The organism is Synechococcus sp. BS56D, assembly GCF_004332405.1.
Taxonomy (GTDB): domain Bacteria; phylum Cyanobacteriota; class Cyanobacteriia; order PCC-6307; family Cyanobiaceae; genus Synechococcus_C.
Genome location: NZ_PHQU01000006.1, coordinates 60,183 through 80,333, shown reverse-complemented (window position 1 = coordinate 80,333; position 20,151 = coordinate 60,183). Strand labels below are relative to the sequence as shown.

Here is a 20,151-nt window from a genome sequence, read left to right as displayed (position 1 = left end):
ATCGCGAACGGATTCATCGAGGCCAAATCACGCTGCAGCCAGCTCCACCGTCTCCCTGATCCGCATCCACCACTCGCTCCACGTAAGGAACCGTCGACAACCAGTCACGCAGTCCACGTTTAAGGCGCCCGGTGCCAACGCCATGAATCACCCAGACCGGACCACTGGCCGTGCGCAGAATCTCCTCCACGGCAGCCTCAGCCTCATGCACACGCATGCCACGCACATCCACGGTGTTGCGTGAGGTGCGCACCTGAGCACCGGAGCCATTCACCCGCGCCTTGACCTTCACCACCGGTTCAGGTGCTGCGGCGCGACGACCATCCAGGCTCTCTACCGCTGTCAGCTCCACGCTGCTACGCATCACTCCGCAACGAACCTGCAGCTGAAGGCCATCCTCTGAGATCGACAGCACCTCTGCTGCCTTGCCGAGTGCGAGCAGTCGGATCCGTTCGCCAACCGCAGGCCGCCAGTCTGTGAGCTGTCGGCGCTGGGGCCGGGGCTGATGATCTGACTCCAGACGCCTGAGCCGTTGGCCGGCCTGCCGAGCCGTTTCGCCATCGGCCTTCTCATCCCGCAGGCGCCGGATCAGACGGCGAACCTCCTTCTGGCCTGAGCGAATCGAGGCCTCGAGGTGCTGCCTCCCCTGTTCCTGCCGCTCTGAGGATTCACGCCGCTGGCGCTCCCAGCGACCCAGCAGCTCCTCATGCAGAAGTTCCGTGCGGGCCAGGAGAGCAGCGGCATCCTCAGCAGCCGCCTGCTGGCGTTGACGCTGTTCCTCAAGACCGCGGATCACAGCGTTCACATCCCCCTCCGCCTGGGGGGCCAGCAACTCCCGAGCCTGCTCGATCACCCCAGAATCCAGGCCCAGACGCGTGGCAATCGCCAGAGCGTTGCTGCGACCTGGAATACCCCAGAGCAAGCGATAGGTCGGAGACAGCGTGTCGCTGTCGAAAGCAACGGAGGCGTTCTCGAAACGAGCATCGGCGTACTTGAGGGCCTTCAGTTCCCCAAAGTGGGTGGTTGCCACGGTGAGGCGGGCTCGGTCCGCGAGGGTGCGCAACAGGGCAGTCGCCAGGGCAGTGCCTTCACTGGGGTCCGTGCCTGCTCCGACTTCATCGAGCAGCACGAGAGCTGGAGCGGGGCCGGCCGCTAAAGCGGCGAGGATGCGCCCGATGCGTCTCACATGGCCGCTGAACGTCGACAGGCTCTGCTGCAACGACTGCTCGTCACCGATGTCAGCCAGCACCTGAGCACACCAGGGAAGGGATGGCGTTCCCGTGCAGGGCAACCAGAGACCAGCACGGGCCATCAGAGCGGCCAGGCCGATGCTTTTGAGAGTGACGGTCTTGCCGCCGGTGTTGGGTCCGGTGATCGCGACCACCCGCAGACTGCTGGAGACCTCCACGCTGATCGGTACCACTGGGGACCCCTGATCCCTGCGCTCCTGCCAGACGAGCAGTGGATGGCGCAGGTTTTGGAGCACAAACGGAGCGTCAGGATCGGGCTCCAACCGAGGAGGTACGGCACCAAGCCACTGGCCATACCGCGCCCTGGTCAGGGCGAGATCCAGCTGAAGCAGCACGGTCCCGAGTCGCTGGAGGGGCTCACCCTGCTCACCCACAGCAGCACTCAACTCCGCCAGCACCCGCTGTTCCTCCTCCCGGATCCGCCCCTCGAGATCGGCCAAACGGTTGCCCAGGTCCACCACCGTTCGCGGCTCCACGAACACCGTGCTGCCAGAGGCGGAGCTGTCATGCACCATGCCGGGGCAATGGGCCGCGGCCCCGGCCTTCACCGCGAGCACGGGACGGCCATGGCGCTCAGCAATCACCGTGTCCTGCAACTGCGAAGCCCAGCGGCGGATGACCTCCTGCAGGCGATCACGACGCTCCTGGCGCAGCTGCTGCCACTGCCGTCGTAACCCGGACAGCGCCGCACTGGCACGATCCGCCACCCTGCCGCCTTCCTCCAACGCGAATTTCAGCCGCTGCTCCAACTCTGGGAGGGTGGCCACATCTTCAAGCAGGGCTGTGCAGACAGGTCGAAGCTCAGGGTCATCGATCTGCCGCCGCAGGCGACGGCCAGCGGCCAAGGTGTCAGCCACCTCCAGCAGCTCCTCGCCATCGGCGACCCCCCCTTTGCAGCAGCGCAGCACAACCGGCTCGAGGTCGTGAACCCCCTGAAAACTGAGCCCCCCGTCAATCACACCATCGAGCCCCCCCATCTCGATGCTGCGGGCCAGCAAGACGCGACTGCCATCGAGATCAGCGGGGAAGAGATCACCCTGGCAGTGCCGACGGCCCACAACCGTGCTGGCGAAATGAGCGAGATGACTGCAGAGGCGCGGCCACTCCAGTAGCTCGAGCGCCTCCTCCAGCACGCCGGATGACGTCGCCATTGCGCGGTGTTGCTCAGCCATCGTCAGGAGGGCTCAGCGGCAACCTCAGGCTGATTCGAAGGGATTCCCTCCGGGGGCTCATAAAGCATTTCGAGCCAGTTGCCCTCGGGGTCGCGCAGATAGAAGGAAGCAGTGCCATCGCGATGGTCATGCACACCACCGACTGCCACCCCATCCTTCTTGAGCCGGGCATGCACGGCATCAACAGCGGCACGGTCCTTGAAGTGAAAGGCGAAGTGGGGGCCGGCGGCCTTGTAATTGGGCCCGAGCAAGGCGAGACCATCGCGGCCTTCACCCGCTTCCAGATAGCACCAGTCCTCAGCCCGCCAGACGAGTCGCATGCCGAGATCCGTATAAAAGGCAATCGCCCGGGTCATGTCCTGCACGCGAATGGCGACATGACCGAGACGATGGACGGGAACCATGGCGGAAGGGGCAGGCGAAAGGAGCTCAGGCTGATCTGAACCTACCGGCGCGGCTCCAGGGATGCGGGCTCAGGCTTTGGATCATGGGCGAAGGAGATCCCCCAGGAGGTACGGCAAACACAGCCGATGGAAAAGCAGATCAGGCCGCTCCCGAGCAGCGCCAACCCGTCACCCCGATCACGGCGATCGCCACTGAGCAGAAGATGGGCGGCAATGATCAGGGCAATGGCGGAGGCCACGAAGGGCAGCGGACTCCAGAAACGCAGAGGTCGGGCGGCAACCATGGTCGAAGTCGAACCTGTTCCCTGCTTAGCCCTGATCGATCAGTCCTGCTGCAGCCAAGCGGCGGCATCACAGGCGTGATAGGTGAGGATCAGATCGGCACCCGCACGCTTGAAGCTGAGAAGGGTTTCGAGCACCACAGCCCGCTCATCGATCCAGCCGCGCTCAGCGGCCGCCTTCACCATTGAGTATTCGCCGCTGACGTTGTAGGCGGCAATCGGCAGCTCCGATTCCTTCCGAAGCCGGTGAATGATGTCGAGGTACGCCAACCCGGGCTTCACCATCATGATGTCGGCCCCTTCCTGCTCATCAAGCTGAGCCTCAGTGATCGCCTCCCGGGCATTGGCCGGGTCCATCTGATAGGTGTCCTTGTTGGTGGGAATCGGCTTGCTACCGGCAGGGCGTGGGGCGGAATCGAGTGCCTCACGGAACGGGCCGTAGTAGGCCGATGAGTACTTGGCTGTGTAGCTGATGATGCCAACGTGTTCGAAACCGGCGTCATCGAGCGCTTCCCGGATGGCTCCGACGCGGCCATCCATCATGTCGCTGGGGCCAATCAGATCGGCTCCCGCTTCAGCCTGCACCACCGCCTGCTTACAGAGCTGTTCGATCGTTTCGTCATTCAGCACGACCCCCTCAGCACTGACGATCCCGTCATGGCCGTCGCATGAATAGGGATCAAGCGCGACATCGGTCATGATTGCCATCTCTGGCAACTCCTGCTTGAGCTGACGGATGGCACGGGGGATCAGGCCGTGCTCGTTGAAGCTCTCGGAGCCATCTTCACTTTTCAGCCCTTCCGCCACCTTCGGGAACAGCACCACACAGCGGATTCCCAGATCCCAGGCGCGTTTCACTTCACCGGTGAGCTGCTCGAGGCTCCAGCGAAACGCCCCTGGCATCGCCCCAATCGCCTCCACCTCGGTGCCTTCATGCACAAACAACGGATAGATGAAATCCGAAGCCTGAAGACTGTTTTCGCGCACCATGGCCCTCAGAGCCGGGGTGCGGCGCAGTCGTCGGGGGCGATAGGGAAGATCCATCAGGCGAGGCTGGATTGGGGCTGAAATCGTAGGGCCTGCCTCAGAGGCGAGCCGACTGAAGCCAGTCGCGACGGGGATCCTGTGCACGTGCCTCGCGCCACTGCTCGAACAGCCGCTTCTCCTGCTCCGACCAGGCATCCGGCCACTGGAGCGTGAGGGTGAGCAGCAGATCACCGCGACCGGACTTCTGGGGCCAACCCTTGCCTTTCAGGCGAAGGCTGCGGCCAGGGGCTGTTCCCGCAGGAATGGCCACATCGGCTTCGCCGTCAGGGGTCATCACGGTGACGCTGCCACCCAGGGCGAGTTCATCGAGAGCAACGGGCAGATCCGCGCGGAGCTGATCACCATCGAGGCGCCACACGGGATGGGCCTGCACCTCAAGATTCAGATAGAGATCGCCGCGACGCCCCGTACCCGGCTGCAGGTTGCCTTTGCCCTTGAGGCGGAGCCTGGAGCCATTTTTCACCCCAGCAGGGATTCGCACTTGCACCCGTTCATCATTGACGGAGAGAGTGCGCTCTCCACCGCGGAAGGCTTCGGAGAAGCTGACCTTGACGGTGGCTTCTGCATCGAGGTTCACGGGCTGTCGCTGTGCGCCCCTGGGGAAACCACCTCCTGCGAAACCACCTCCAGGAAAACCGCCTCCTGGGAAACCGGAAGCACCCGCGAAGCCAGCACCACCCCCACCCCCGAACCGCCCAAGCAGATCGTTGATGAAATCATCGAAATTTCCGTAGCGGCCGAAATCCACATCAAAGCCGGCTCCAGCTGGGCCACTGCCCATGCCGCCAGCCTGATTCCAGTACTGGCCGAACTGTTCATAGCGCCGGCGCTTCTCCGGATCGGACAGCACTTCGTAGGCCTCGCTTACCTCTTTGAACTTGGCCTCGGCTGTCTGATCGCCGGGATTCACATCCGGGTGGTACTGCCGAGCCAGCTTCCGGAACGCGCGTTTGATCGCATCGGCATCAGCACCGCGGTCGACCCCGAGCACTTTGAAGTAATCGCGGTAACCACTGCCGGCCATAACGGATGCGATGGCCTAGGGCCCCACTGAGATCCATCGTCTCAGCAATGTCCTTCCCCGGCCCAGGCCATGAATGGAGGGAAGCCCGAACGCCGATGGCCTCTTTACGATTGAGTCGTTCTCTCGGGGCCCATGCATTCCATGTCCCGCCGGGGCCTGCGTCGGCTGTTCATCGCAGCCACCCCCCTGCTGCTCGCGCCCCTTGGTGCCACGGCACAACCCGCCGGCCCTGATCCACTGGCCCTGGCGGACCACCTCAAGCAGGTGAACGTCTTGTATTACGGATCCTGGCGCTGTCCGGCCTGTCAGTTCCAGACGGGCCTTTTTGGTGAAGTCGGGGCCCAGCGTCTTCCCTACGTGGAATGCGCCAAACCCGAAGAACTGCCTCAACAAGCGGCCGCCTGTCAGGCAGCCGAGATTCGCGCTTATCCCACCTGGATCCTGCCCAACGGCGAAAGGCGCGTGGGCGTGCAAAGCCTGGAGGAGCTTCAGGTCTGGTCAGGGATGACAACAGGCCGCCCCTGAATGGGCCCGATTCGATAACGAAAGGCTGGCGACCTCCGCAATCCTGCGAACAATGCAGGCAGCAGAGAAGCTCCAATGGCCAGATGGTTTCCAGGGCGGATTCTGCATGGCTTCAATCAACGCCACTGGCGTGGGGATCTGCTGGGGGGGCTGACTGCAGCGGTCGTTGCCTTGCCCCTAGCCCTGGCCTTCGGCAATGCGGCGCTGGGCCCAGGAGGCGCGATTTACGGTCTTTACGGAGCCATCGTCACAGGGTTTCTAGCGGCGCTGTTCGGCGGCACCCCTGCACAGGTGAGCGGTCCGACAGGGCCCATGAGCGTGACCGTGGCCGGGATTGTGGGAACCCTTGCTGCCGTAGGAATCTCGCGTGACCTAAGCGGCGGGCAAGTCCTGCCCCTGGTCATGGCCGCGGTGGTGATCGGTGGACTTCTGCAAATCCTGTTCGGCCTGCTGCGCCTAGGGCGGTACATCACGCTGGTGCCCTACTCGGTGGTCTCGGGATTCATGTCGGGCATCGGCGTGATCATCCTGCTGCTCCAGATCGGCCCGCTCCTTGGCATCAACAGTGGCGGGGGTGTGGTGAATGCCCTGCGGATGGTGGCCGGCAACTGGCATCCCAATCCGGCTTCTCTAGGGATCGGTTGCTGCACGTTGCTGGTGGTGTTCTGCACTCCGGCCTCCGTCCGTCGCTGGCTGCCCCCACCACTTTTGGCGCTGCTGTTGATCACGCCGCTATCGCTGCTGCTCTTCGGCTCGGAACAATTGCCGAGGATCGGGGCGATCCCAGAGGGAGGCCTAGAACTGAACGTTCCCAACTGGAGCGAACATCTCCCTGTGCTCGTGAGGGCAGGGCTGGTGCTGGCAGTGCTCGGCTCCATCGACTCGCTTCTGACCTCACTGGTGGCCGACAACCTGAGCGGAACGCGTCACCGCTCGGACAAGGAGCTGATCGGTCAAGGCATCGCCAACGCCGTAGCAGGCCTACTCAGCGGCCTGCCAGGAGCCGGGGCGACCATGCGCACGGTGATCAACATCAAATCCGGGGGCCGCACACCCCTTGCGGGGATGGTGCACTCACTGGTGCTGTTGGTGCTGCTGCTTGGGGCCGGCCCCTTGGCGGAAGGAATTCCCACTGCGTTACTCGCGGGAATTCTGATCAAGGTGGGGCTAGACATCATCGACTGGGGATTCCTATTCAGAGCCCATCGGTTGTCTCGCAAAACCGCGGTGGTGATGTGGGGCGTCTTGGTCCTCACCGTGTTTTGGGATCTGATCGGGGCCGTGCTGGTGGGCATGTTCGTGGCCAATCTGCTGACGATTGAAAATCTGAGCGAGCACCAACTGGCAGGGATGGAGAGCGGGCCAGAGGCCAGCGGCAACCTTCCCCCCGAGGAGCAGGCCCTCCTCAACCGTTGCGGTGACGCCGTGATGCTGTTTCGCCTGCAGGGCCCTCTCAGCTTTGGAGCCGCCAAGGGCATCAGCGAGCGGATGATGCTGGTTCGTGAGTACAGGATGCTGATTCTCGATATCAGCGAGGTCCCTCATGTGGGGGTCACGGCCAGCCTGGCAATCGAGCGCATGGTGGATGAAGCCCGCAACCACCATCGGGACGTGTTGGTAGCCGGCGCCTCTGGCAAGGTGCGCGAGCGGCTGAACCAGTTCGGGATCGATGCGTTGGTGCCGACCCGCAGGGAAGCGCTCGAGCAAGCACTGGCCCATCTGGGCGGGGATAACGCAACCTTTAGCTGAACACTCAAAGATGAGGGCATCCCAACGATGGCCCCGTCATGAGCCAGCAGAATCTGGATCGATTCCTCAAGCAAGCCTCCGCCGATCCCGCCCTCACCGACAAGGTGAAAGCAGCCCGTTCGGCGGAGGAGCTGATCCAGGTGGCCGCCGACCACGGCCATGAGCTTCACCACGCCACGGTGGTGCGCCACAACCTGCACAACATGGCCGGCATGAGTGATCAGGAGATCACCGAGCTAGGCAACAAAATCTTCGAACAGAATTTCGGCGACGTGTTCATCGGCCGCTTCATCTGATCGGTTCGCCACTGGATCGGCTCACTCCCTTCGACTCACACTCCAGCTGGTCCTTGCAGCTGGAACAGAGCAAGTGGCCCTTATGGCGCCAGAAGCTGCGTGTGGAACGCTCGATGTCTTTGGTGCACATCAGACAGCGAAACAGGGGGCTCATGCCAGGCCGGTGGAGGGCGTGTCTTGAATGTGCAGCAGCCTGCAAGAGCAGGCTGTGTAGGCCGTTACCGAGTCATGGGTAGGGGCCTTCCAGCCCCCATGAGTCATTTGGGTGATAAGGCTGACCTCACCCCATCTCCTTTAAGGATCAGGCAGCAACAGGGGCTGCTTGACGGGAGAAACGAACGATGTTGTTCGCAGTTACGGGTTTGCTCTCACCGAGCAGGCTTCAGTCACCCTCCTCATGCCCCGTCGAAACCATTGCAGCCCCAGGGAGGGGGGAATGGAGCTGAGCGGAATCGAACCGCTGTCCGAAACACTGGTGTGGATCACCTAGTCCGGTCGAGACCGGACGTTGTCATTCTGACAGCAGTGGTGACGGAGAGCACAGGATCGTGGGGAGGGACAACCGCCATGCACACCAGAGGATCCCCGCCGTGGCGGTGCTGCCCCAGGGACTCGAGGAAGCGGGAGCCCACGAGCTGATCGACCTGGGGGCCAAGGCCGTAAGGCCGCTACGCCGAGCCGCGGCCTTCGAAGCTGATATGGCCTGCCTCTATCGGCTGCACTTGCAGTGTCGCCTGCCCTTCAGGCTGCTTCGAGAGCTAAGCCGCTTCCCCTGTGATGGCCGCGACTCGCTCTATCACGGCGTGCAGGACAGCGTCGACTGGGAACGCTGGCTGCATCCCTCCATGAGCTTCCGGGTGGATGCCACCGGCAGCGCCCAAGGGCTCAACCACAGCCATTACAGCGCCCTGCAAGTGAAGAACGCGATCGTGGATCGTCAACGGGAGTTGTGGGGGGAACGTTCTTCAATCGACTTGGAGGAGCCCGACCTCCATCTCCACCTGCACCTGGGACGGGGCGAAGCTGTGCTCAGCCTCGATGGCTGCGGCGGCAGTCTCCATCGCCGTGGCTACCGGGCGGCCATGGGTGCCGCACCGCTCAAGGAAAACCTGGCCGCTGGGTTGATCCGGCTCACGGGTTGGGACGGCACCACTCCCCTGGTCGATCCCCTCTGTGGTTCAGGCACCCTCCTGATCGAAGCCGCGAGCCTGGCCCGCAGGCAATCCCCTGGCCTTGAGAGGACCTTCAGCCTCGAAGGCTGGGCGGATTTCGATGCTGAGCTCTGGCGCGATGAACTGGAGCGGGCCCGGAGGCGCACCCAGCCCCAGCAGCCCTCAGCACCAATCCTGGGCTGGGAGCAGGATGCCGCCATTGCCGAGCAGGCTCGCAGCAACGTGGCTGCCGCCGGTCTCGAGGAGTCGATCACCATCAACACCGGTGATTTCCGCGATCTGTCACTACCAGCGGGGCCTGGGATCGTGGTTTGCAACCCGCCCTATGGGGTGCGCATCGGCGCTGAGGACGAACTCGAAACTCTTTATGGCGACCTGGCCCAGGTGGTGAAACGGGAAGCGTCCGGCTGGGAGTTCTGGCTGCTCAGCGGCAACCCTGCTGTGACCGGAGCGTTGCGCATGAAGGCGTCCCGGCGGATCCCAATCAGCAACGGCGGCATCGATTGCCGCTGGCTGCACTACCAGGTGCGCTGAGAAGAGAACCCACGAAGGTTCAGCGACCCAGCACCGCCTTGGTCGTGCGGGACAGACCATCAAGGGTCTGGGGCAAGTAGGGCCCCTTGGTGAGCTGTCCGCCAATCCGCAGGCTGATGCCGGCCACCACCACATCAGCAATCGCCAGAACGACCAGGGCCTGAACCAGGGACCACCCCCAGGCCTCAAGAGCCCAGACCAGCAGGGCGACTTCAGCAGCGATGAGCGCCAGCAGCATCAGGGTGCCGCCCATGGCCAGGAACAAGCCACCACTGATCAGCCGCCGCTTCTCCCTGTCCACCTCCTGAAGAGCAATGCGCACATGCAGATCCATCACGGAACCCGCCAGAGCCGTCACCCGGGCAGCAGCCCCGAGTCGCCTTGAGCGGGGTGCCTCGGACTGGGCACCTTGATCCATAGGAGTCGAGCCGGTCATGAGGAGCGCCGCCCTCCTGCCAGCAGGGATCCCAGCAGCAACCCAACACCGGCGGCAATGGCCAGTGACAGCAGCGGACGCTCCCGCACTGGCCGCTCAATCCTGGGCCGCAGGGTCTGATTCAGATCATCGAGCAGGTGCTCAAGCTGCTGTTCCAGGGGCTCAAGACTGTCGGCCAGATGTCGGGTGCGGTCGCCAGCCCGATGCAAAAGGTCCTCGAGCTGAGGCCGAACCGCCGTCCCGGCACGACCGGTTTGCTCTGCGATGACCCGAACCACTTCATCCAAGCTGCCGCGGGTGGCCTCCAAGGCCTGGGATGCAACCTCGGGCCAGCGTCGCTGGATCTCAGGCAGCAACGTCTCGAAATGATCGCGAAACCGCTGCGGAATTGACTCGAGCTCAGGGGTGGAAGGAGCCGGTTCGGGCCGAGTCGGCTCCTGGGCGGGGAAAGCTGCCGGGTCCATGGATCTCCAGCTGGTTGCCCGCAGGTTAGGGGCGAAGTCACACCCTTGAGCTTTTCAGGGGGTCCGCTAACTTGTGACCGCTGACAGCCGTTGCCCCTGTTGGTTCACATCAATCAGGTCGGGCTGACGCACTTCAAGTCCTTCGGGGGGGCGATGTCGATCCCCCTGGAACCCGGTTTCACGGTGGTCACCGGGCCGAATGGATCCGGAAAGAGCAACATCCTTGACGGCGTGCTGTTCTGCCTCGGACTCGCCAACAGTCGCGGCATGCGCGCCGATCGACTGCCTGATCTGGTGAACAGCGGTGTACTCAAGGCGGGGAAGGCCGCAGAGACCACCGTGAGCGTTCGCTTCGACCTCTCCGATTGGGCCCCTGATCCAGCGGAGGAAGGCCTCGAGCCACCGGAGGAGGGGCCTTGGATTCGCGCCGATCAGAAGGAATGGACCGTGACCCGCAAACTGCGGGTCATGCCAGGCGGCTCGTACAGCAGCAGCTACAGCGCCGACGGTGAACCCTGCAATTTGCAGCAGTTACAAACCCAGCTGCGCCGGCTAAGGATCGACCCTGAAGGCAGCAACGTGGTGATGCAAGGGGATGTGACCCGCATCGTCTCGATGAGCAACCGGGAGCGCCGGGGCCTTGTTGATGAGTTGGCCGGTGTCGCCCTTTTTGACAGTCGCATCGAGCAGACGCGCCGCAAGCTCGATGACGTTCAGGAGCGGCAGGAGCGCTGCCGGATCGTGGAGCAGGAACTTCTAAACGCCAGGCAACGGCTTGAGAAAGATTGCGCCAAGGCGCGCACCTATCAGGAGTTGCGCCAGCGCCTGCAAATGGGTCGACAACAGGAGCTGGTGCTGGGCTTCGAAGCCGCTTGCCGGGAGCTGGAGCTCCAGAAAACCCGCCAGCAGCAACTCGCGGAACAGACCGTTCGCGACCGCGAAGCCCTGAGCGAGAAGGAGACAACCCTTCAAGCTGCCGCCAGCCAGCTTCAAACCCTTCAGGAGAGCGTGAAAGCCCTCGGCGAAGACCAATTGTTGGGCGTGCAGGCGGAGCTCGCCGGCCTCGACACCCGGGGGCGTGACCTGGAACGGCAGTCGGCTCTGCATCAGCAGGAGGGCGAACGGCTCCAGGGCCTCCGCCACGATCTGAACAACCGTCGCCGCCAATACCAGGAGGAAGGGCAGCAGCTGGTGGCCAACACCAGTCAGGAGAACCTTGACGATGCCGAACGGCTCTGCCGTGACGCGGAAGCCGCTGTGGAGATCTCCCGCCGCCGCCTTGGTGATGTGGCCGGGCGCTCGGGTACCTGGATCGAGGAACAACGGCAGCGCAGCGCCCGTCGCCTCGAGCTCCAGGCTCAGCTGACCCCGCTGCAGCAGGAGCAGCAACAACTCCTGGAGCGTGAGCGGCAGGACACTGATCGTCTCGCTGATCTTCAGCAGGAGCTGGAGACCGACGGAGAGGAAGACCGCCGGGTGCAGCAGAGCCTCGAACAGCTCGAGCAGGAGTGGCAAACCCTGCTCCAATCCCTGCGGGAAGGCAAGGAGCTCGTGCAGACCCTGGCAGAGGAGCTCGCCGTTCAGCAGCGCACCCGCGCTCGCCTCGAGCAAGAGCAGGGCAAGCTCGAGCGGGAGATCGCCCGCCTCGAGAGCCGGCGGGAGGCCCTGCAGGAAAGCCGAGGCACCGGAGCCCTTCGCTTACTTCTCGAAGCAGGCCTCGATGGCATCCACGGCCCGGTTGCGCAGTTAGGGGAGGTGGAGGAACGCCACCGTCTCGCCCTTGAGGTGGCCGCCGGGGCTCGCCTTGCCCAGGTGGTGGTTGATGATGATCGGATCGCCGCCCAGGCGATTGAACTGCTCAAAAGCCGCCGGGCCGGGCGACTCACCTTCCTGCCCCTCAACAAGATCAGAGCCTCTGGGGGTGGCAGCGGCGCAGCCATGGCCCGCGGCCGCCGCCCGGATGGGGCCATGACCCCGACCGGCGGAGGGCTCATCGGAAGGGCGGTGGAACTGGTGCGCTTCGAACCGATCTATGCCGATGTGTTCGCCTATGTCTTTGGAGATACCCAGGTCTTTAGTGATCTGAACAGCGCCCGGCAGCAGCTGGGTCGCCAGCGAGCCGTCACCCTTGAGGGAGAGCTGCTTGAGAAAAGCGGTGCCATGACCGGCGGCAGCCTGTCCCAGCGCAGCGGTGGTCTCAGTTTCGGGGTGAGCAGCGACAGCGATGAGGCAGCACCCCTGCGCCAGCGGCTGTTGGAGCTGGGAGAAGCTCTGGTGGCCTGCCATCGCGAAGAACAGCGCCTGAGCGCTGCCCTGGATGCAAGCCGCCCGCAATACCGCCAGCTGGAACAGCGACAAGCTGCCCTTGAGGCGGAACGTCAGACGGCCCGTCGAGCCCACGCCCCTTTGCTTGAGCGCTGCCGTCAACGCAACGATCGGCTCGAAAACCTTCGCAACAGCCAGGCCCAGCTGCAATCCCGACTGACGGAACTAGGGGCAACCGTTTCACCCCTTCAAGCCGAGCTGGACACCCTGATTCAGCAGGAGCAGGCCGCACAGCAGCAGGGAGATGCCGGCAATTGGCAACAGCTGCAGGAGGAACTGGAAGCAGCTGACCGGGCCCTGAGTGATGCGCGCCAGCGACGGGATGGGCTGCTGCAGGAAGAGCGTCAACGGGAGCTAGCCCTGGAACGCCTCGGCGATCAGCAACAGAACCTGGAAGCGGAGGAGCAGCGCCTGCTGGAGGCCGTGAAGGCCCTCGGTGAGCAGCACAGCCGCTGGCAAAAAGAGCAGCAGGAACTGACGGAGCGGCGCCAAGCCCTCGACACCCAGCAACAGGAGCTACAGACGCGCTTTGGGGAGCAACGCCGGGCCCGGGACGAAGCAGAGGCAGCCGTGGCTGAGCAACGCCAGCAACTCCAACAGGCTCGTTGGGAACTGGATCGGCTGCAGGAGGAACAGGAGACCCTGGCGGAACAGTTGCGCAGCGGCTCCCTGCGACTGCAAGAGCTGGAAAGGGCACTGCCTGATCCAAAACCTGAAATCCCAGAGGAGCTGCGCGCCGCGGGATTAGAAGCTCTCCAAAGCGAGTTGCAGCAGTTGCAGCAGCGGATGGAAGCACTAGAGCCCGTGAACATGCTGGCCCTGGAGGAGCTGGCCGAGCTGGAGACGCGGCTCAATGATCTCGGGGAGCGCCTTGACGTGCTCAGCCAAGAGCGGGAAGAGCTGCTGCTGAGGATTGAAACCGTCACCACCCTGCGGCAGGAAGCCTTCATGGAGGCCTTTACCGCCGTGGATGGTCACTTCCGCGAGATCTTCGCCAGCCTCTCCGATGGCGACGGCCATCTGCAGCTCGACAACAACGATGACCCCCTCGAGGGAGGTCTCACCCTGGTGGCGCATCCGAAAGGCAAGTCGGTGCGCCGATTGGCCGCCATGTCAGGGGGAGAGAAATCGCTGACGGCGCTCAGCTTTCTCTTCGCCCTGCAGCGTTTCCGCCCCTCACCCTTCTATGCGCTCGATGAAGTCGACAGCTTCCTGGATGGTGTGAATGTGGAGCGGCTGGCAGCCCTGATCGCACGGCAAGCCGAGGATGCCCAGTTCCTGGTGGTCAGCCACCGTCGGCCGATGATCGGCGCCTCCCAACGCACGATTGGTGTGACCCAGGCACGGGGTGCCCACACCCAGGTGGTGGGGCTACCGGATGCAGCCTGAACAACCGCCAGTGTCCCCTTGCGTCAAAATGACCGGAATGAATCGCCAGGACTGGGCAAGGATTTGAGCGCATCTCCATCCCCAAACGACCCTCTCGGCGCCATCGTGCCCGGTGCTGGAGTCCCCAGCGACCGGCTGTGGCTGCGTTCTGAACTGATGGGCACCCAGGTGATCACCCGCGACACGGGCCGCCGTCTTGGGGTGGTCGGTGAGGTGATCGTCGACATCGATGGCCGTGAGGTGGTGGCCCTAGGCCTGCGGGACAACCCCCTGACCCGCTTTCTGCCTGGCCTTCCCCGTTGGATGCCCCTAGACCGGATCCGTCAGGTGGGCGACGTGATCCTCGTCGACTCCGTTGATTCCCTCAGCGAAACCTTTCAGCCGGATCGCTACAGCCGGGTGATCAACTGCCAGGTGATCACAGAATCCGGTCAGCAGCTGGGCCGCGTGCTTGGCTTCTCGTTCGACATCGAAACCGGCGAACTCACCACACTCGTGATGGGTGCTCTCGGGGTTCCTCTACTCGGGGAGGGGGTGCTCAGCACCTGGGAGATTCCGGTGGAGGAAATCGTCAGCAGCGGTGCCGACCGAATCATTGTCTATGAGGGCGCCGAAGAGAAGCTCAAGCAACTCAACAGTGGCTTCCTCGAAAAGCTTGGGGTCGGAGGTCCCAGCTGGGAGGAACAGGAACGGGAGCGCTACCGCGTCAACGTCGTTCCCGTCGAGAACCAGCTGACCTCAGGCCAAGCGAACGAACAGGAGCAGCGGCGGCTGGAGGCCTCCCGGGCAGAGACCTTCGCTCCAGAGGAAGAGCTCGACTATGTGGAAATCGACGAGCGCCGCTACGAACAGCAACGGCAGCCCCAGCGCTATCTCGATGCCTATCCCGACGAACAACCGCAACGCTGGGATGAACAGGATCGCTACGGACGGCTGGAGCAGGAAGAGAGACCAGGACCGGAGCCGGAGCCTGTTGAACGCTTTTCGGCCAGGCCCCGTCCAGCGGCGCGTCGGGCGGTTGACCCGATCGGCGACCCCCTCGATGTCGAGCCGATCGAGCCCAACGAGCGCTTCCGGGAACCCGCAGATCCAAAAGAGGAGCTTGAGGATCCCTGGTAACGGTCAGTCCCGATCCTTGAACTGCAGCGAGGCGCTGTTCACGCAGTAGCGCAATCCAGTTGGTGCGGGGCCATCGCTGAACACATGGCCCAGATGGGCATCACAGCGGGCGCAATTGATTTCCGTTCGCACCATGCCGTGACTGCGATCCTCTTTCGTCAGGATCGCGCCACTGGTCACCCCATCCCAGAAGCTGGGCCAACCAGTTCCCGATTCGAATTTGGTCTCAGAGCTGAACAGGGGCGCATCGCAACAGACGCAGTGATACATGCCATCAGCTTTGTGATTCCAGTAGGCGCCGGTGAAGGCCCGTTCTGTGCCCCCCTGACGCGCAACCTGAAACTGCTCAGGGGTGAGCTGCGCCTGCCACTCATCAGCGCTGCGCTCAAGGCGGTCACCGGCGGTCATGGGGGGCTGGATACGAAAGCGGCCAGACCCTAGTCGGTCAGCGCCTTGGGCAGCAGCTCACGAATTTCTCCGGCCAGCGCCCTGACCGCTCCTGGCTGGCCACGAAGGCTGCGTAAGTCGTCTCGCTGCCCTTGCAAACGCTCTGGGGAGGCCAGCCATTCATCCGCCTCCCGGGCGATGGCTTCCGGAGTGATCGCACCCACCCGTTCAGGCACCACCAGACGCCCCGCTGAAATGTTGGGCCAGGCAAGAAAGCCGTGATTGCGCAGGCGCCAGGCACTGAGCAGCCATCCGATGCATCGGCGTAAGCCGGGCAAACGCGCCAGCAGGCCGAGCCAACCATCCCAGGCCTGCATCACGCCTAGGTGCTGCGTCGGCACCAACACAACCATCGGCACCCCTAGGGCGCCGAGCTCAGCGGTATTGGCACCCACGGTGGTGAGTGCCAGGGCGCACTGACTGAGGGGGCCATGGGCGGGTGGATCCTCATGGAGATGAATCACGGTGCCCGCTCCCGTGACCAGGCTGCGGCCGGACCATGCTGGAGAGGGACCGATGATCTGTGCAATCGAGGTCCCGTAGCAGGCAGCAATCGGATTGCTGGATCCTGCGAAATGCAGCAACTCCTCAGGGCTAGTCGTCGGCGCCACCGGCAACAGAAAGCGACAACCCGGGCGCAAAACAGCCAGTCGGTCGGCGGTCTCAAGCAGAAAGGGAACCCCCACGCACAACTTGGCTCGCTTGGACCCCGGCAGAAGCGCCAGCCACTCCCCTGGCGGGAGGGGCTCCTGCTCCCGGGCGTGGCTGGAGAGATCAGCCATCAGGTCCCCGATCACCGTGCAACGGGAACGGAAGCGTCTGGGTAGCTGGGAACGAACATCGGGCCCCATGGCCGCCACGCGGTCATTCCAGCGGGGCCAGCGGGCCACCCATTCGGCGTAGGTGATGTGCCGATAGCCGAGCCGAGCCGACAGCAAGACACTCCAGAACTGATCCCCCCCCAGAAACACGACCACCCCGCGGGACGCCCAGGGCCCGAAGCGCCCCGGACGCAATAACAGAGACCAGAACTGAGCCGCTCTGGTGATGCGGTCAAACAGTCCCCAGGCTTGCGCCACCTCCGCCTCGCTGCCGGTGGCATTCGGGCAGGGCACGAGCACCAAGCGCAGGCTGATCGGTGAGGCCCCAGCACGCGGGCGAAGCAGCATCGAGCGATGCAGAGCTGCTGCCAGGGGTCTCACCCAGGTGGTGAGCTCCCCAGGGCCATTGGAGACCAACACGATGGACAGCGTGGCGTCTCCGGTCGGCAACTCAGGCAAGGGCGACACCGGTGCTGGCCAGGTTGTGAAGAGAAATGCGGATGGCGAGACTTGAACTCGCAAGGCCGAAGCCACACGCCCCTCAAACGTGCGTGTCTACCAATTCCACCACATCCGCGTGGCTGACTCGACCTCTCGGGTCGCGTCGAGGAAAGATCATACCGGCTCGGGGTTCGCACAACATTCCCAGCACTCCGAAGAAGATCCGGTCATGAGCGCTGATACGATCCGCCCTGGCCTGGATGCTGCGGGATGCCCATCGGCAAAGTGCTGATCGCCAACCGCGGCGAGATTGCCCTCCGGATCCTCCGGAGCTGCAGAGAGCTTGGAATCGCCACCGTGGCTGTGTACAGCACGGTCGACCGCAACGCCCTGCACGTGCAACTCGCCGACGAAGCGGTTTGTGTCGGTGAGGCGGCCAGCAGCAAGAGCTACCTCAATATTCCGAACATCATTGCGGCGGCCACATCGCGGGGGGTCGACGCCATCCACCCCGGCTACGGCTTCCTAGCCGAGAACGATCGGTTCGCTGAAATCTGCAGGGATCACGGCATCACTTTTGTGGGCCCCTCCCCCCATGCGATCCGTTCCATGGGTGACAAGTCCACGGCAAAAACCACGATGCAGCGCGTGGGGGTGCCCACGGTGCCAGGCAGCGAGGGCCTGCTGTCGACCCCAGAGGAAGCCGCCGAACTGGCAGCGGACATGGGCTACCCAGTGATGATCAAAGCCACCGCCGGCGGTGGTGGTCGCGGCATGCGCCTGGTGATGGATGCCGAGCAGCTGCCTGGACTTTTCAAAGCGGCCCAAGGGGAGGCAGAGGCGGCCTTCGGCAATCCGGGCCTGTACATGGAGAAATTCATCGACCGGCCCCGGCACGTGGAGGTGCAGGTCCTCGCTGATCGTCACGGCAACGTGGTGCATCTAGGGGAACGGGACTGCTCCATCCAGCGGCGTCATCAGAAGCTGCTAGAGGAGGCCCCGAGCCCGGCCCTGGATCCCGATCTACGCCGACGCATGGGCGAAGCGGCGGTGGCGGCAGCCCGCAGCATCAACTACGAGGGCGCAGGAACCGTGGAATTCCTGCTCGACCGCAGTGGTGGCTTCTATTTCATGGAGATGAACACCCGCATTCAGGTGGAGCACCCCGTCACAGAAATGGTGACTGGCATCGACCTGATCGCGGAGCAGCTGCGCATCGCCGGTGGCGAGCCAATCAGCGTGCGTCAGGAAGAGGTTCAGCTGCGCGGCCACGCGATCGAGTGCCGGATCAATGCTGAGGACGCCAACCACAATTTCCGCCCGGCTCCCGGACGCATCACGGGCTGGCTCCCACCGGGCGGGCCAGGCATTCGTGTCGACAGCCACGTCTACACCGGCTACGACATCCCCCCCTTCTACGACTCTCTGATCGGCAAGTTGATCATCTGGGCCCCTGATCGGGAGAGCGCACTCAAGCGCATGCGACGGGCGCTCAACGAATGTGCCGTGACGGGGATCCCCACGACTGTTGATTTTCATCTGCGCCTCCTTGACCGTCCGGAATTCCAGCGCGGAGACGTGCACACCAAATTCGTCGAACAGGACATGCTCTGAGCCCTGGACTCACCGTTCAGGCAGTGGCTGCCGCTGCATGGAGCATCACCTGGGAGAGCAGGCCCTGCTGACCCACAAGCAGCTCACGCAGAAGACTGAGCAGGCCCACCCAAATCACAGGGGTCACATCCACACCGCCGATCGGTGCCACAAGCCGCCGAGTCGCTGACAGCAAAGGTTCAGTGGGCCAAGCCACCAGAGGCCACATCCCGGCCTTCAAGTCGATCTGCGGATACCAGGTGAGCACGATCCGCACCAGGAACATCAGGGTCCAAACAGCCAGCAGGATCCCCAGCACCAGATGGACGGCAGGCAGCATGGCGAGGGGGAGCGGCGTCACAAAGCTCAAAGCATCCGGCCGCCCATCGTAGAAAGCGACCTGTGATCCTTAGGATCCTCAGAGCAAGGCCATCGCGTCCGCTCCGACATGACCCCCTCCCTCGCCAACTTTCTGAGCAGCCTCGTGTGGGGCACCGTGATCGTGGTCATTCCTGCCAGCATTGGCCTCTTTCTTCTGAGCCAGACCGATCAGGTCGACCGCAAGCTCTGATCCCCCCTGACGTAGTTCGTAGACTGGATTGAATTCGGCTGGTCTTCAGCCTGAAGCCAGCCGTCGCCAGGGGGCCAATCAGTGGTTAATGCCAGTCTCAACTGGGCCAGCATTGTCGGCATCGTGCTGGCTGTGGGTGGTGCGCTTCTTTATTTCATGCGCTCCTTCAAACCTGCGCTTGCGCGGGACTACGACGTCTTCTTCGCAGCGATCGGGCTGCTATGCGGCGGCATTCTCTTCTTCCAGGGCTGGCGGCTGGATCCGATCCTGCAGTTCGGTCAGTTTCTCCTGGCTGCTACAACCGTCTTTTTTGCCTACGAAAGCGTTCGTCTCCGCGGTGTTTCAACAGAGCAGGCCAGGAGATCGGCTTACTTCGACGACGAGCCTGCTCCATCCCGTGGCCCAGCAGGTGGTCTCCGCGGTGACTTTGATCCGGGCTACGACCGGTTTGATGAGCCCCAACCGCTGAGACGACGGTTCCGCGGTTCCGAGCCAGACGGCATGGATGACGACGGCGCTGAACGTGATTTCTACAGACCCCGTCGCCCATCCCGTGCTGCCATCCCGGAACAAGCAGCCAGCCGTCGCCGCGGCCGGGATGAAGCTGACGGCGGCTGGTCCGAAGACTCCGAGCGCGAGCGGCGCATGGCCAGGTTTGGACGCCGCGATGATGACGACGCCCCCTCACGCTCCAGCTTTGGGGAGCGCCGCAGCCAACGCCAGGACCAACGGCGGGGCAGCAGGCCCAGTGCAGCCAGTCCCCGTGACGGATCTCCAGCCGCAGGCCGCATGAGAGCAGCCCCAGAGGAGGCTTCTTTCAGCAAGGCTGACAATGCCAGCCCCGTTCGGCGTCCCGGTTCCCTGGGTGAGTCCCGCAACCAGGCCGCCACAGGCTCGAATCGCTTTGATTCAGCCCCATCAACCTCCCCTCGGACAGGAACGGCTCGGCCTAACCCAACATCCGCCTCTCCAGCCGCCAACCCACCATCCGCTGAGCGGCCCACCCCCCGCAGTTCCCGTCCGCGGGACAACAGCTCCCGTTTCGACGACTGATCCCCAGGGGGATTGCCACCGTTTGCTCTCCAGGTTCC

General features: G+C 63.7%; 19 protein-coding genes and 1 tRNA gene. 9 read left to right on the top strand and 11 right to left on the bottom strand.

The genetic code is table 11. The features are described from left to right. Positions 1-13: 13 nt before the first annotated feature. Genes CWE17_RS09800 through CWE17_RS09780 form a run of 5 tightly spaced genes read right to left on the bottom strand, consistent with a single transcriptional unit; the run spans position 14 to position 5,178 of the window. Entirely contained in the window at positions 14-2,422 is a 2,409-nt protein-coding gene (locus CWE17_RS09800) for an endonuclease MutS2 (RefSeq protein ID WP_131456712.1), read from the bottom strand. 2 nt (positions 2,423-2,424) lie between these two features. Continuing rightward, complete coding sequence (locus CWE17_RS09795; RefSeq protein ID WP_131456710.1) at positions 2,425-2,826, bottom strand: VOC family protein; 402 nt, start codon at positions 2,824-2,826, stop codon at positions 2,425-2,427. Positions 2,827-2,867: 41 nt separating this feature from the next. Continuing rightward, positions 2,868-3,110, bottom strand: coding sequence for a hypothetical protein (locus tag CWE17_RS09790; protein ID WP_131456708.1), 243 nt, complete (start codon positions 3,108-3,110; stop codon positions 2,868-2,870). Positions 3,111-3,149: 39 nt separating this feature from the next. Beyond that, positions 3,150-4,151: a porphobilinogen synthase gene (gene hemB / locus CWE17_RS09785; RefSeq protein WP_131456706.1), complete on the bottom strand. Its 1,002-nt coding sequence runs from the start codon at positions 4,149-4,151 to the stop codon at positions 3,150-3,152. A gap of 40 nt (positions 4,152-4,191) precedes the next feature. Beyond that, on the bottom strand, positions 4,192-5,178 hold the full coding sequence (locus CWE17_RS09780; protein WP_131456704.1) for a DnaJ C-terminal domain-containing protein: 987 nt from the start codon (positions 5,176-5,178) through the stop codon (positions 4,192-4,194). A 132-nt stretch (positions 5,179-5,310) separates the two neighbouring features. Here CWE17_RS09780 and CWE17_RS09775 point away from each other — a divergent pair, with 132 nt between their 5' ends. The 4 genes from CWE17_RS09775 to CWE17_RS09755 all read left to right on the top strand — a co-directional run bounded on the left by CWE17_RS09775 (position 5,311) and on the right by CWE17_RS09755 (position 9,454). Next, the gene (locus CWE17_RS09775) at positions 5,311-5,703 is read left to right on the top strand and encodes a hypothetical protein (protein WP_240789363.1); all 393 of its coding nucleotides are present in this window, start codon (positions 5,311-5,313) and stop codon (positions 5,701-5,703) included. A gap of 75 nt (positions 5,704-5,778) precedes the next feature. Next, the gene (locus CWE17_RS09770; RefSeq protein ID WP_131456702.1) at positions 5,779-7,452 is read left to right on the top strand and encodes a SulP family inorganic anion transporter; all 1,674 of its coding nucleotides are present in this window, start codon (positions 5,779-5,781) and stop codon (positions 7,450-7,452) included. A gap of 38 nt (positions 7,453-7,490) precedes the next feature. Beyond that, positions 7,491-7,748 carry a Nif11-like leader peptide family natural product precursor gene (locus tag CWE17_RS09765; protein WP_131456700.1) on the top strand — a complete coding sequence of 86 codons (258 nt, stop codon included), beginning with the start codon at positions 7,491-7,493 and terminating at the stop codon, positions 7,746-7,748. A gap of 548 nt (positions 7,749-8,296) precedes the next feature. After that, positions 8,297-9,454, top strand: coding sequence for a class I SAM-dependent RNA methyltransferase (locus CWE17_RS09755; protein WP_131456698.1), 1,158 nt, complete (start codon positions 8,297-8,299; stop codon positions 9,452-9,454). 19 nt (positions 9,455-9,473) lie between these two features. On the opposite strand, the gene CWE17_RS09750 is transcribed toward CWE17_RS09755, so the two are convergent. Both CWE17_RS09750 and CWE17_RS09745 read right to left on the bottom strand, forming a co-directional pair. Beyond that, positions 9,474-9,890: a phage holin family protein gene (locus tag CWE17_RS09750; protein ID WP_370318302.1), complete on the bottom strand. Its 417-nt coding sequence runs from the start codon at positions 9,888-9,890 to the stop codon at positions 9,474-9,476. Then, positions 9,887-10,354, bottom strand: a complete 468-nt coding sequence (locus CWE17_RS09745) for a DUF883 family protein (RefSeq protein ID WP_131456696.1) — start codon at positions 10,352-10,354, stop codon at positions 9,887-9,889. The genes CWE17_RS09750 and CWE17_RS09745 overlap by 4 nt, the downstream gene beginning before the upstream one ends. Before the next feature lie 153 nt (positions 10,355-10,507). Here CWE17_RS09745 and smc point away from each other — a divergent pair, with 153 nt between their 5' ends. Both smc and CWE17_RS09735 read left to right on the top strand, forming a co-directional pair. Continuing rightward, positions 10,508-14,068 carry a chromosome segregation protein SMC gene (gene smc, locus CWE17_RS09740; protein WP_240789362.1) on the top strand — a complete coding sequence of 1,187 codons (3,561 nt, stop codon included), beginning with the start codon at positions 10,508-10,510 and terminating at the stop codon, positions 14,066-14,068. 63 nt (positions 14,069-14,131) lie between these two features. Next, entirely contained in the window at positions 14,132-15,187 is a 1,056-nt protein-coding gene (locus tag CWE17_RS09735; protein ID WP_240789361.1) for a PRC-barrel domain-containing protein, read from the top strand. A 3-nt stretch (positions 15,188-15,190) separates the two neighbouring features. Here CWE17_RS09735 and msrB read toward each other — a convergent pair whose 3' ends face one another. The 3 genes from msrB to CWE17_RS09720 all read right to left on the bottom strand — a co-directional run bounded on the left by msrB (position 15,191) and on the right by CWE17_RS09720 (position 17,032). Beyond that, positions 15,191-15,595, bottom strand: a complete 405-nt coding sequence (msrB, locus tag CWE17_RS09730; protein WP_131456692.1) for a peptide-methionine (R)-S-oxide reductase MsrB — start codon at positions 15,593-15,595, stop codon at positions 15,191-15,193. 29 nt (positions 15,596-15,624) lie between these two features. After that, the gene (locus CWE17_RS09725) at positions 15,625-16,914 is read right to left on the bottom strand and encodes a glycosyl transferase (protein ID WP_131456690.1); all 1,290 of its coding nucleotides are present in this window, start codon (positions 16,912-16,914) and stop codon (positions 15,625-15,627) included. Between the two features lie 36 nt (positions 16,915-16,950). After that, positions 16,951-17,032: transfer RNA gene (locus CWE17_RS09720), tRNA-Leu, on the bottom strand. Between the two features lie 134 nt (positions 17,033-17,166). Between CWE17_RS09720 and accC the strand changes: the two genes are divergently transcribed. Further along, positions 17,167-18,510, top strand: coding sequence for an acetyl-CoA carboxylase biotin carboxylase subunit (accC, locus tag CWE17_RS09715; protein WP_131456688.1), 1,344 nt, complete (start codon positions 17,167-17,169; stop codon positions 18,508-18,510). A 16-nt stretch (positions 18,511-18,526) separates the two neighbouring features. Here accC and CWE17_RS09710 read toward each other — a convergent pair whose 3' ends face one another. After that, positions 18,527-18,850, bottom strand: a complete 324-nt coding sequence (locus CWE17_RS09710) for a YggT family protein (RefSeq protein WP_240789360.1) — start codon at positions 18,848-18,850, stop codon at positions 18,527-18,529. 87 nt (positions 18,851-18,937) lie between these two features. Here CWE17_RS09710 and psbX point away from each other — a divergent pair, with 87 nt between their 5' ends. Both psbX and CWE17_RS09700 read left to right on the top strand, forming a co-directional pair. Next, positions 18,938-19,060: a photosystem II reaction center X protein gene (gene psbX, locus CWE17_RS09705; RefSeq protein WP_130129943.1), complete on the top strand. Its 123-nt coding sequence runs from the start codon at positions 18,938-18,940 to the stop codon at positions 19,058-19,060. A gap of 81 nt (positions 19,061-19,141) precedes the next feature. Beyond that, positions 19,142-20,113 (top strand): Ycf66 family protein, encoded by a 972-nt coding sequence (locus tag CWE17_RS09700; protein ID WP_131456686.1) that lies wholly within the window; start codon positions 19,142-19,144, stop codon positions 20,111-20,113. The last annotated feature ends 38 nt before the right edge of the window (positions 20,114-20,151 follow it).

Coding starts and splice junctions, on each gene's coding strand:
- CWE17_RS09800 (WP_131456712.1), bottom strand. CDS start 2,422: ATGGCTGAGCAACACCGCGCAATGGCGACGTCATCCGGCGTGCTGGAG.
- CWE17_RS09795 (WP_131456710.1), bottom strand. CDS start 2,826: ATGGTTCCCGTCCATCGTCTCGGTCATGTCGCCATTCGCGTGCAGGAC.
- CWE17_RS09790 (WP_131456708.1), bottom strand. CDS start 3,110: ATGGTTGCCGCCCGACCTCTGCGTTTCTGGAGTCCGCTGCCCTTCGTG.
- hemB (WP_131456706.1), bottom strand. CDS start 4,151: ATGGATCTTCCCTATCGCCCCCGACGACTGCGCCGCACCCCGGCTCTG.
- CWE17_RS09780 (WP_131456704.1), bottom strand. CDS start 5,178: ATGGCCGGCAGTGGTTACCGCGATTACTTCAAAGTGCTCGGGGTCGAC.
- CWE17_RS09775 (WP_240789363.1), top strand. CDS start 5,311: ATGCATTCCATGTCCCGCCGGGGCCTGCGTCGGCTGTTCATCGCAGCC.
- CWE17_RS09770 (WP_131456702.1), top strand. CDS start 5,779: ATGGCCAGATGGTTTCCAGGGCGGATTCTGCATGGCTTCAATCAACGC.
- CWE17_RS09765 (WP_131456700.1), top strand. CDS start 7,491: ATGAGCCAGCAGAATCTGGATCGATTCCTCAAGCAAGCCTCCGCCGAT.
- CWE17_RS09750 (WP_370318302.1), bottom strand. CDS start 9,890: ATGACCGGCTCGACTCCTATGGATCAAGGTGCCCAGTCCGAGGCACCC.
- CWE17_RS09745 (WP_131456696.1), bottom strand. CDS start 10,354: ATGGACCCGGCAGCTTTCCCCGCCCAGGAGCCGACTCGGCCCGAACCG.
- smc (WP_240789362.1), top strand. CDS start 10,508: ATGTCGATCCCCCTGGAACCCGGTTTCACGGTGGTCACCGGGCCGAAT.
- msrB (WP_131456692.1), bottom strand. CDS start 15,595: ATGACCGCCGGTGACCGCCTTGAGCGCAGCGCTGATGAGTGGCAGGCG.
- accC (WP_131456688.1), top strand. CDS start 17,167: ATGCCCATCGGCAAAGTGCTGATCGCCAACCGCGGCGAGATTGCCCTC.
- psbX (WP_130129943.1), top strand. CDS start 18,938: ATGACCCCCTCCCTCGCCAACTTTCTGAGCAGCCTCGTGTGGGGCACC.